Source organism: Mixta sp., assembly GCF_024610815.1.
GTDB classification, from domain to species: Bacteria; Pseudomonadota; Gammaproteobacteria; order Enterobacterales; family Enterobacteriaceae; genus Mixta; species Mixta calida.
In genome coordinates this window covers 1-11,572 of the sequence record NZ_JANION010000159.1, presented here as the reverse complement: position 1 = coordinate 11,572, position 11,572 = coordinate 1, and the positions used below count along the sequence as shown (strand labels likewise).

The following is an 11,572-nucleotide window of genomic DNA, read 5'->3' as shown; positions in this document are numbered from 1 at the left end:
TGCCCACACAGATTGTCTGATAAATTGTTAAAGAGCGGTGCGACCGGCGTTTCGTGCCGTTGTCGCGAGGTGGCGTATATTACGCTTTCCTCTTTCAGAGTCAACCCCTTTTTCAGAAGTTTTTCTCCGGCGATTCAGACTCGCTGAACCGCCTGACCGTGCCGACCAGAAGCCGTTGTGCCGTGTCAGTGGAGGCGCATTATAGGGAGTTATTCCGGGCTGACAAGTGTTTATTTCAAAAATATGATCGTTAGGTTTATTTTTCAGCAAAGCGTGTTTTTTTAGCGCGATTTGCTGCTCATTTGCGCGAATTCCTCAGCGAAACGCTCTACCTGCTGCCAGTCGGTATACTCCACTTCTTTAGTGGCGTCAGTCTCGCCGCCGGTCATGCGCATAATAAACTGAATCATCACACGGTCGAACCAGCCGTAGCGCGGATAGCGCAGCGCGCCGGCAAACACCGCGCAACTGTCCGGCTGCCACGGCGACTGTAACAGGAACTTACGCGTATAGGCGTTGGTTTGCGGCGTACGCTTTTCTGGTTTGCGCGCGGTGAGGTTAACGGAGAAGAAACCGCTGATGCGCTGTTGCAGCTGCGCCAGATTCTTCTTTACAAAGCGCGCCACCGCCGGCTGAAAGTGGCCGTAACGAATCGATGCGCCAATTAGCACGCGATCGTACTGCGCCCAGTCAATATGCTGAACATGCAGGATATTCATTACGTCGCACTCCTGATGCGCTTTCATCGTATTGGCGATGTAAGCGGCAATCTCGCGCGTTTGCCCGTCACGGCTGGAAAACAGAATCAGCGCCTTCATTACTTTCTCCTTATATCACTCACGCCAGAAGGTAGGAGTGAACAGTACCAGCAGCGTAAACACTTCCAGACGACCAAAAAGCATGGTCGAAATCAGAATCCATTTTGCAACGTCATTCATTGAGGTGAAGTTATCCGCTACAACGCCCAGGCCCGGTCCGAGATTGTTGAGTGTGGCAGCCACTGCGGCGAACGCGGAAAAGTCATCGACGCCGGTGGCGATAATCGCCAGCATGCTCAGCAGGAACACCAACGCATAAGCGGAGAAGAATCCCCACACCGCTTCGAGAATACGTTCCGGCAAAGCGCGATTTCCTAACTTAATCGTATAGACGGCGTTGGGATGCACCAGACGCTTCAGTTCACGCGAGCCCTGCTTAAACAACAGCAGAATACGAATCACCTTCAAGCCGCCGCCTGTAGAACCGGCACAGCCGCCAATAAAAGCGGAGCAGAGCAGCAGCACCGGTAAGAATAGCGGCCAGCGCGCAATGCTGTCAGTGGTAAAACCTGCTGTCGTCGCCATCGACACCACCTGGAAAAACGCCTGGTTCAGGGTTTGCCAGCCGCTGGCATAAACATTATGGAACCACAATACAATGGTGCAGATAACCACCAGCGTAAACTGTACGCCGATAAACATGCGGAATTCAGGATCGCGCCAGTAGACGCGCAAATTACGTCCGCTCAGTAAAGAGAAGTGCAAACCATAGTTACAGCCGGAAATCAGCAGGAATACGGCGATAATAGTATTGATGGTTGGGCTGTTGAAGTAGCCCACGCTGGCGTCATGGGTCGAGAAGCCGCCGATAGCGATTGTCGAGAAGCTGTGGCCGATAGCGTCAAACATCGGCATGCCCGCCAGCCACAGCGCCACAGCGCAGGCCACGGTCAGCAAAACGTAAATCAGCCACAACGTTTTCGCCGTTTCGGCAATACGCGGGCGCATTTTGTTATCTTTCAATGGACCGGGCATTTCCGCCCGATAAAGCTGCATGCCCCCAACGCCCAGTATCGGCAGAATCGCCACCGCCAGCACAATGATCCCCATGCCGCCGAGCCATTGCAGCATCTGTCGATAAAAAAGAATCGCTTTGGGCAACGAATCCAGTCCCACCAGCGTCGTCGCACCGGTCGTGGTCAAGCCGGAAAAGGATTCGAAAAAGGCGTCAGTGACAGAGAGGTTCGGATGCTCGGCGAAAATAAACGGCATCGCCCCGACGCTGCCCAGCACGGTCCAGAACAGCACGACAATCAAAAAGCCTTCGCGCGGCTTCAGATCGTTCTTCTGTTTACGGTTAGGCCACCAGAGCATAGCGCCGATAATCAGCGCCATGATAAATGTCTGACTGAATGCGCGCCCCGCACCATCGCGGTAAATCAACGCCACCAGGCCGGGCACGATCATTGTTCCAGAGAACAGAATGACCAGTAACCCGACGATACGGGTAATGGCACGAAAATGCATTCTGCCGTTTCCTTAAGGTAAAAATTAGGGGTCTACCGGTTCGAGCGTTAACATTCCCCGGCTAACGTCTGTCAGATTCTGCGTAAACCCGGCAACCTGCGCCCAGGGCAACGCTAATGTGATCGAGACGACATCCAAAAAATCCGTCTTAAGCAATTCTCCTTCAAAACGCTGAACCAGGCGCTCGATATCGCTGAGTTGCGCATAATCGCAGCGTAGCTGAAAACGGCGCATCGGTATCTTTTGTTTGCGCGCCAGCTGCCTGAGCGCCTGCTGCACGCCGCCGCCGTAAGCTTTCACCAGGCCGCCGGTGCCCAGCATAATGCCGCCGTAGTAACGCACCACGACGGCGGTGATCTCGCCCACTTGACTGCCCATCAACTGCGCCAGCATCGGCTTGCCTGCCGTGCCGGATGGTTCACCGTCATCAGAAAATCCCAGCTGTTGGGAATCATCGGGGCGTCCCGCCACGTATGCCCAGCAGTGATGGCGAGCGGTCGGATGCTCCGCCTTCACCTGCTGGACAAACGCGCGCGCCGCTTCAACGCCTTCGGTATGGGCCAGCATTGTAATGAAACGGCTTTTTTTAATTATCTCTTCGCTGATGCTGAGCGGCTCAGCGGGAATATCGTAAACGTCCATCATGCCAAAAGCAGATCGCGCGTCATGTTCTCAATACGATTGGCGTAGATCACCACATTGTCCTCAATGCGGACGCCGCCGTAAGGCTGCAGGGCGTCGATCGCCTGCCAGTTAAAGTGCTGGCTGTATTTGCCTTCACGCCACGGCGTCAGCAGCGATTCAATAATATAGAAGCCCGGCTCGATGGTTAGCACCATGCGCGGCTCCAGCACGCGAGTGCAGCGCAGGAAAGGATACTGCCGCGGCGCCGCCAGATGCGTGCCGTTCTCATCCTGCATAAAGCCAGCGACGTCATGCACCTGCAAGCCAAGCGGATGTCCCAACCCGTGCGGCATAAACGGACCGGTCAGATTTTCTGCCACCATCGCCTCCGCGCTGATATCGCGCACCAGATCGTACTTCAGCAGCATCTCAGCGATACGCTGATGCATCTGCAGATGGTAGTCGGTATAGCGTTCACCCGCTTTTAATGTCGCGATCAACGCCAGCTCATGCTGATTCATATCCTGCAAAATGTGCGCGAATAGCGAGTCACTTTGCGTGGTATAAGTGCGCGTCAGATCGGCAGCGTAGCCGTTGTACTCCGCGCCTGCGTCAATCAGGAAGCTGCGGCGCTTCGGCGGTGCCTGATGGTCGAGCCTGGTGTAGTGCAGCACCGCCGCATGTTCGTTCAGGGCGATAATATTGCCGTAGGGCACATCGGTGTCACGATGGCCGGTCGCGGTCAGATAGGCGAGATTGATATCGAACTCGCTCATGCCGGAGAGAAATGCCTCTTTCGCTGCCCGGTGCCCTGCCACCGCCAGCTTCTGCGCTTCACGCATGCAGGCCAGCTCATAATCGGTTTTATAAGAGCGATGATAATGCAGGAAATCGATAGCGCCCTGCGGGTTGATGCGTTCATTGCTGATACCGAGCTGCGTCGCGCGCTGCGGCACCGGTCCGATATAGGCGACATTCTGACGCTGCGACGGCAGCAGGTCGCCAATCTCATCCGCGTTTTTCAGCGCGACAATGTCGATTTCGTCAGTCCAGAAGCTGTGCGGCAGAGGCTCGACGTTGTGCCAGTAGTCTACCGGCGAATAAAACCAGAGCTTCGGCTTATTAACGCCATCGACCCACAGCCAACAGTTAGGCACCTGCGTCACCGGCACCCAGGCTTTGAACTGCGGATTAACCTTGAAAGGATAGTGATGGTCATCCAGGAAAACCGTCAGCAGCTCGCCGGAATGAATAAGCATCGCATCCAGTTGAAAGCGTGCCAGAACCTGCTGCGCGCGCTGTTGCAGCGTCGCGATGTGATCTTTGTACAAGGTAGCCAGCGTATCCATTGTCGTACTCCGTATCAGCAAAATTGTCCGCATCTTATCACAGCGCTGACAGGGATGCCGTGTCGCCGCCGCCTGTGATCCCGTTTGCAAATGAGCAAAGTTTTGTTTGCAAATAATTAACATCACTCCCACACTCTCGATCATCTGGTACGACCAGATCCCTTTATCGCGGTTTCAGGAGACGGACATGCTTTACCAAGGCGACACACTTTCCCTTGACTGGCTGGACGACGGCATCGCCGAGCTGGTATTCGACGCGCCCGGTTCAGTAAACAAACTGGATACGCAAACGGTAGCCAGCCTGGGCGAAGCCATTGCCGTGCTGGAAAAACAGACGGCGCTGAAAGGCGTTCTGCTCAGCTCTGCTAAACCGGCGTTTATCGTTGGCGCGGATATCACCGAATTTTTATCATTGTTTAACGCGCCATCAGAGAAGCTGGCGAACTGGCTGGCTTTCGCCAACGGCATCTTTAACCGCCTGGAGGATCTGCCGGTTCCTACCCTTTCCGCGATCAAAGGCTACGCGCTGGGCGGCGGCTGCGAATGCGTTCTCGCCACCGATTATCGTATCGCCACGCCGGATGCGCGCATTGGCTTGCCGGAAACCAAACTGGGCATTATGCCGGGCTTTGGCGGTTCGGTGCGTCTGCCCCGACTGCTGGGCGCCGACAGCGCGCTGGAAATTATCGCCGCCGGGAAAGACGTTGACGCCAAAAGCGCGCTGGCGCTCGGCCTGGTAGACGCGGTGGTGCCGGAAGAAAAACTGCGCGCTGGCGCGATCGCCATGCTGAAAATGGCGATCGCCGATGCCGACGACTGGCGGCAACGACGTCAACCGAAGCTGCAGCCGCTGAAGCTCAGCCCCATTGAAGCGGCAATGAGCTTCACCATCGCCAAAAGCATGGTGCAGCAGAGCGCCGGCAAACATTATCCTGCGCCGATGCGGGCGGTAAAAACCATTGAGGCCGCAGCCAGCTTGGGACGTGATGAGGCGCTGAAGCTGGAAACGCAGGCGTTCGTGCCGCTGGCGCAGTCGAAAGAGGCGCGCGCCCTGGTCGGCATCTTCCTGAACGATCAGTATGTTAAAGGCAATGCGAAAAAGTTGACGCAGGGCCACGCCCCGCCGCAGCAGGCGGCGGTAATAGGCGCTGGCATTATGGGCGGCGGCATCGCCTGGCAGTCGGCATGGAAAGGCGTGCCGGTCATTATGAAAGATATCAGCGAAAAATCGCTGGCGCTGGGGATGAACGAAGCGGGCAAGCTGCTGAATAAACAGCTGGAGCGCGGCAAAATAGACGGACAACAGCTGGCCAATATTATCTCCACTATCCACCCTACGCTCTCTTTCGACGGTTTTGACCGCGCAGATATCGTGGTGGAAGCCGTAGTGGAAAACCCGCAGGTTAAAGCGAAAGTGTTGGCGGACACCGAGGCGCAGGTGCGCGAGGAGACCATCCTGGCCACCAATACCTCAACCATCCCGGTGAGCCTGCTGGCACGATCGCTGAAACGTCCTGAAAATTTCTGCGGCATGCACTTCTTTAATCCCGTGCCCCGTATGCCGTTGGTAGAAGTGATCCGTGGTGAGAAAACCTCAGACGCCACGCTGGCGAAGGTGATCGCCTGGGCGGCCAAAATGGGCAAGACCGCCATCGTCGTCAATGACTGCCCCGGCTTTTTCGTTAACCGCGTGCTCTTTCCCTACTTCGCCGGCTTCAGCCTGCTGCTGCGCGACGGCGCCGATTTCCGCCAGATTGATAAAGTGATGGAAAAGCAGTTCGGCTGGCCAATGGGACCCGCCACGCTGCTGGATGTGGTGGGCATCGATACCGCGCATCATGCGCAAAGCGTTATGGCGGACGGCTTCCCGACGCGCATGAAGAAAGATTACCGCGACGCCATTGATGTGCTGTTCGACGCGCAACGCTTCGGACAAAAAAACCAGCGCGGCTTTTACGCCTGGGAGAAAGACAGCAAAGGCAAAACGAAGAAAACCGCCGATAGCGAGACCGATGCGCTGCTGCAAAGCGTGAGCGCGCCCCGTCGCGTGTTTACCGACGATGAGATTATCGCCCGCATGATGATCCCGATGATTAACGAAGTCGTGCGCTGCCTTGAGGAGCGCGTTATCGCCAGCCCGGCGGAAGCCGATATGGCGCTGGTTTACGGGCTCGGCTTTCCGCCGTTCCACGGCGGCGTATTCCGCTATCTCGATACGTTAAGCAACGCGGCCTTCGTAACGCTGGCACAGCGCTACGAAGAGCTCGGCCCGCTCTACGCCATTCCTGAACTGCTGGCGATGAAGGCGCAGCAAAATGAGAGCTGGTATCCGCCCGCCGAACCGATCACCGACATCGCGCTGGCCACGGCGTGAGGAGCAAGAAAATGGAAAACGCAGTTATCGTTGACGCTATCCGCACGCCCATGGGCCGCTCGAAAGGCGGCGCTTTCCGACAGGTTCGGGCGGAAGATCTCTCCGCGCATCTGATGCGCAGCCTGCTCAGTCGCAACCCTCAGCTGGAGCCGGCGATGCTGGATGATATTTACTGGGGCTGCGTGCAGCAGACGCTGGAGCAGGGTTTCAACATCGCACGCAACGCCGCGCTGCTGGCGGAAATTCCGCATCGCGTGCCAGCGACTACCGTGAACCGTCTGTGCGGTTCATCCATGCAGGCGCTGCATGACGCCGCGCGCGCCATTATGGTCGGCGATGCGCATGCCTGCCTGATTGGCGGCGTCGAGCATATGGGCCATGTGCCGATGAGCCACGGCGTCGATTTTCATCCGGGCCTCAGCCGCACGGTCGCTAAAGCAGCGGGCATGATGGGGCTGACCGCTGAAATGCTGGCGCGGATGCACCACATTAGTCGGGAGATGCAGGATGCGTTCGCCGCACGCTCGCATCAGCGCGCCTGGGCCGCCACCCAGTCAGGTCACTTCCGCAATGAGATCGTAGCGACCAGCGGACACGACGCCGATGGCGTCCTGAAACGTTACGATTTTGATGAAGTGATCCGCAGCGATACCAACGCGGCGGGACTGGCGACGCTGAAGCCCGCTTTCGATCCGGTTAACGGCACGGTCACCGCGGGAAGTTCTTCAGCGCTGTCGGACGGCGCGGCGGCGATGCTGGTAATGAGCGAATCCCGCGCGCGTGAGCTGGGGCTGAAGCCCAGGGCGCGCATCAGGGCGATGGCGGTGGTGGGCTGCGATCCGTCGATTATGGGCTATGGGCCGGTGCCCGCTTCTCAACTGGCGCTGAAGCGCGCCGGACTCAGCGTCAGTGATATTGATCTGTTTGAGCTGAATGAGGCGTTCGCCGCACAGACGCTGCCCTGCATTAAAGATTTAGGTTTGATGGAGCAGATTGACGAGAAGGTTAACCTGAACGGCGGCGCCATCGCGCTGGGCCACCCGCTGGGCTGTTCAGGCGCGCGCATCAGCACAACGCTGCTCAACCTGATGGAGCGCCGCGACGCCCAGTTCGGCCTCGCCACCATGTGCATTGGCCTGGGACAGGGCATCGCCACCGTATTTGAACGAGTCTGATACGTTAGTACTTGTGGTTTTTCCCGCCTGTCAGGGGCGGGTTTTTTACGGTCGGCGCGGCGCAGATCGCTCCGCCTGTCAGATAAAAGCGAAAGCGTCGCCGTAGATCTGCGTTTCCTGCGCGCCGCGTTCGGCGCAAAAACGTTCACGGGCGATCTTGGCCATCTCGAAGCGTCCGGCGATATAGATATCGTGTTCGCTCAGCGAGCCGAAATCCTGCATTACGGCCGTCAGGACGGTGCCGCTGCGCCCTTGCCAGCTTTCCTGCGGCTGTTCCACGACCGGCACGACTTTCAGGTTCGGATGACGCACCGCCAGCGCGTTCAGTTCTTCCAGATCGTACAGATGATGGATTTCACGGCCGCCCCAGTAGATGGCGATGTTACGATCCGGCTGTTGCGCCAGTGCCGTCAACAGAATGGATCGAGCATAGGAAAAGCCGGTGCCGCCGGCGATCAGGATCATCGGACGGGTGCTTTCTTCACGCAGCCAGGCGTCGCCGTGCGGAATGTCCACCACGATTTCACGCTGCTGCTGAATGCGTTCCATCACCGCCATCGCATAGAGGTTCAGTTCAGAAGCGCCGATATGCAGCTCGATGATATCTTTTTCCATCGGCGTTGAGGCCAGAGAGAACGGGCGCTTGTCGCGCTCATCCATCACTACCATCAGATACTGGCCAGCGCGGAATGAAAAATCCGCTTCCGGCACCAGGCGTACGCGATAAACGGTGTCGGTAATCGCCTCCACCGAAGTCACTTTACAGCTTAACGTTGTCATGCGTTCCCTCTGTCGGGTCGTCATTCGTAATTTGCGTCGTTAGCGTGACGGCAAATCGTTAAAAATTCCCAGCCGATCCCAGATAGCATCGACGCGCGCCGTGACCGCCGGATCTTTCACGATCGGACGCCCCCATTCGCGCTGTGTTTCGCCCGGCCATTTATTGGTGGCGTCCAGGCCCATTTTGGAACCCAGCCCCGACACCGGCGACGCAAAATCAAGGTAGTCGATCGGCGTGTTTTCGATCAGCACCGTATCACGCGCCGGATCCATACGCGTGGTTATTGCCCAGATAACGTCGTTCCAGTCACGGGCATTAACGTCGTCATCGCAGACAATCACGAATTTGGTGTACATAAACTGACGCAGGAAGGACCAGACGCCCATCATCACGCGCTTGGCGTGCCCGGCGTACTGCTTCTTCATCGTCACTACCGCCAGGCGATAGGAACAGCCTTCCGGCGGCAGGTAGAAGTCGACGATTTCCGGGAATTGCTTAATCAGAATCGGCACCAGCACCTCATTCAGCGCCACGCCCAGCACCGCCGGCTCATCCGGCGGACGGCCGGTATAAGTCGAATGGTAGATGGCATTGCGGCGCTGCGTAATGTGCGTCACGGTAAACACCGGGAAATTATCTACTTCATTATAGTAGCCGGTATGGTCGCCATACGGCCCTTCCGGCGCCACGTCGCCCGGCTCGATATAGCCCTCCAGCACGATTTCAGCGCTGGCTGGCACTTCCAGATCGTTCGACAGACACTTCACCACCTCGGATTTGGTGCCGCGCAGCAGGCCGGCGAAGGCGTATTCCGACAGGGTGTCCGGCACCGGCGTCACGGCGCCGAGAATGGTGGCGGGATCGGCGCCCAGCGCCACGGAAACGGGAAAACGTTCGCCGGGATGCGCTTTGCACCACTCCTGAAAATCGAGCGCGCCGCCGCGATGCGAGAGCCAGCGCATAATCAGACGATTTTTGCCGATTACCTGCTGACGATAGATGCCGAGATTCTGTCGCTCTTTATGCGGTCCGCGCGTAACCGTTAACCCCCAGGTGATCAGCGGCGCGGCGTCTTCCGGCCAGCACTGCATCACAGGTATACGCGACAGATCCACTTCATCGCCCTGCCATACCTGCTCCTGACACGGCGCGCTGCGCAGCCGTTTGGTCGGCATATTCAGTACCTGCCTGAACTGCGGCATTTTGTCGAACAGATCGCGAAACCCTTTCGGCGGCTCTGGTTCTTTAAGAAACGCCAGCAGCTTGCCTACCTCACGCAGCGCGCTGACCTCTTCCTGTCCCATGCCCAACGCCACGCGCTTCGGCGTGCCGAACAGGTTGCACAGCACCGGCATGTCATAGCCCTTGGGATTTTCAAACAGCAGAGCCGGGCCGCCAGCACGCAGGGTGCGGTCAGCGATCTCGGTCATCTCCAGAACGGGATCGACCTCCAGCGTTATACGTTTTAACTCGCCACGCTGTTCAAGCAGCGTAAGGAACTCGCGTAAGTCGTGGTATTTCATCAGATTCATTATTCAGGCCGCAGAATCAGCCATTATAAGGAGGATTCACCGGCTATGCTGAGGTTTGTGTGCGTGCCGTCGGCAGGATAACGGCACCTGTATCGCAAGCCTGCGGGCGATGCTTTTCTTTATTGTTAACAGGTTGCGCTGCGAGTCTGAACCACCGACGCGGCGTTCGTCAATTTGCAATTCCGTAAATTGCGCCATTCGATCCAGTCAAAACTGCATTTTTCGGGATTTATGTTAAGGATTAGCATGGAAAAAAGCGGGGCTGGAGGGCGCTGGCGCCGCGCAATCTCGCTATCGCTCTGAAAGCAGTTTTGCTATTCTTAGCCTTCAATAATTGGAAAGTGACATTATGGAATCCTGGTATCTCCTTTACTGCAAACGTGGTCAGTTATTACGCGCTAAAGAGCATCTGGAACGGCAGGCGGTACATTGCCTGAGCCCAATGATCGCCATGGAAAAAATTGTGCGCGGCAAACGAACCACGGTAGAAGAACCGCTGTTTCCTAACTATCTTTTTATTGAATTCGACCCGGAAGATATTCACACCACCACTATTAGCGCGACGCGCGGCGTCAGCCACTTCGTCCGTTTTGGCGCTCAGCCGGCGATCGTGCCGCCGGATGTGATCGACGCGTTACGCACCGGCACGCCGGAAACCATGGTCGATCCCGATACGCCCTGTCCTGGCGACAAAGTGGTCATCATCAAAGGCGCGCTGGAAGGGCTGGAAGCGATTTTTACCGAGCCTGACGGCGAAGCGCGCTCCATGCTGCTGCTTAACCTGCTAAACAAACAGGTCAAACAGAGCGTCGAGAACGGCGCCTTTCGCAAAGCCTGATATTCCCTTACCGCGCGCGCTTACAGACGGAACAGACGACGGCTGTTGGCGTCGGTTTGCTGCGCCAGCCAGGCGGCATCCTCGCCGCGCCACAGCGCTACCTGCTGCACGATATGCGGCAGGAAGCAGGGCTCGTTGCGTCGTGACGTTGGGCGCGGGCGCATATCGCGCGGCAGCAGCCAGGGCGCATCCGTCTCCAGCAACAGCCGGTCTGCCGGGATCTGCGGCAGCAGTTCGCGCAGCGTCATGCCGCGCCGTTCGTCGCATACCCAACCGGTAATGCCCACCGACAGCCCCATATCCAGGCACTCCGCCAGTTCGTCCGCCGTTCCGGTAAAGCAGTGCACTACCGCGCCGGGCAGACGCGCAATCCAGGGTTTCAGCACCGCGACAAAGCGTTCATGGGCGTCGCGGCAGTGCAGGAATACCGGCATTTGCAGTTCCGCCGCCAGCGCCAGCTGCGCGTCGAACGCATATTCCTGCTGCTCGTGCGCGGAAAAGTTACGGTTGAAGTCGAGTCCGCATTCGCCGATGGCGACCACCTGCGGATATTCCGCCAGGCGACGCAGCGTCGCGGCCGTATCCGCCGACCATTCGCTGGCATGATGGGGATG

At 57.6% G+C, this 11,572-nt stretch carries 10 protein-coding genes; 3 read left to right on the top strand and 7 right to left on the bottom strand.

Annotated features, from left to right (window positions below; all coding sequences use genetic code 11):
* Positions 1-281: 281 nt before the first annotated feature.
* From hemG to pepQ, 4 genes are read right to left on the bottom strand one after another with little or no spacing between them, the layout of a single operon-like run.
* The gene (gene hemG, locus MYY08_RS12050; protein ID WP_038628884.1) at positions 282-818 is read right to left on the bottom strand and encodes a menaquinone-dependent protoporphyrinogen IX dehydrogenase; all 537 of its coding nucleotides are present in this window, start codon (positions 816-818) and stop codon (positions 282-284) included.
* Between the two features lie 15 nt (positions 819-833).
* Positions 834-2,285 carry a Trk system potassium transporter TrkH gene (trkH, locus tag MYY08_RS12045; protein ID WP_038628886.1) on the bottom strand — a complete coding sequence of 484 codons (1,452 nt, stop codon included), beginning with the start codon at positions 2,283-2,285 and terminating at the stop codon, positions 834-836.
* Positions 2,286-2,309: 24 nt separating this feature from the next.
* On the bottom strand, positions 2,310-2,927 hold the full coding sequence (locus MYY08_RS12040; RefSeq protein WP_038628888.1) for an IMPACT family protein: 618 nt from the start codon (positions 2,925-2,927) through the stop codon (positions 2,310-2,312).
* On the bottom strand, positions 2,927-4,258 hold the full coding sequence (pepQ, locus tag MYY08_RS12035) for a Xaa-Pro dipeptidase (RefSeq protein WP_038628890.1): 1,332 nt from the start codon (positions 4,256-4,258) through the stop codon (positions 2,927-2,929). The genes MYY08_RS12040 and pepQ overlap by 1 nt, the downstream gene beginning before the upstream one ends.
* 187 nt (positions 4,259-4,445) lie before the next feature.
* Here pepQ and fadB point away from each other — a divergent pair, with 187 nt between their 5' ends.
* Entirely contained in the window at positions 4,446-6,632 is a 2,187-nt protein-coding gene (fadB, locus tag MYY08_RS12030) for a fatty acid oxidation complex subunit alpha FadB (RefSeq protein ID WP_038628892.1), read from the top strand.
* 11 nt (positions 6,633-6,643) lie between these two features.
* Positions 6,644-7,807 (top strand): acetyl-CoA C-acyltransferase FadA, encoded by a 1,164-nt coding sequence (gene fadA, locus MYY08_RS12025; protein ID WP_038628893.1) that lies wholly within the window; start codon positions 6,644-6,646, stop codon positions 7,805-7,807.
* Between the two features lie 78 nt (positions 7,808-7,885).
* Here fadA and fre read toward each other — a convergent pair whose 3' ends face one another.
* Together fre and ubiD are read right to left on the bottom strand one after the other, a co-directional pair.
* Positions 7,886-8,587 (bottom strand): NAD(P)H-flavin reductase, encoded by a 702-nt coding sequence (fre, locus tag MYY08_RS12020; RefSeq protein WP_038628895.1) that lies wholly within the window; start codon positions 8,585-8,587, stop codon positions 7,886-7,888.
* A gap of 39 nt (positions 8,588-8,626) precedes the next feature.
* Complete coding sequence (gene ubiD, locus MYY08_RS12015; RefSeq protein WP_038630168.1) at positions 8,627-10,111, bottom strand: 4-hydroxy-3-polyprenylbenzoate decarboxylase; 1,485 nt, start codon at positions 10,109-10,111, stop codon at positions 8,627-8,629.
* Positions 10,112-10,469: 358 nt separating this feature from the next.
* Here ubiD and rfaH point away from each other — a divergent pair, with 358 nt between their 5' ends.
* On the top strand, positions 10,470-10,958 hold the full coding sequence (gene rfaH / locus MYY08_RS12010) for a transcription/translation regulatory transformer protein RfaH (RefSeq protein ID WP_038630169.1): 489 nt from the start codon (positions 10,470-10,472) through the stop codon (positions 10,956-10,958).
* Between the two features lie 20 nt (positions 10,959-10,978).
* On the opposite strand, the gene MYY08_RS12005 is transcribed toward rfaH, so the two are convergent.
* Positions 10,979-11,572 (bottom strand): TatD family hydrolase (locus tag MYY08_RS12005; protein ID WP_288014357.1); only part of this gene is annotated, 594 nt, incomplete at its 5' end.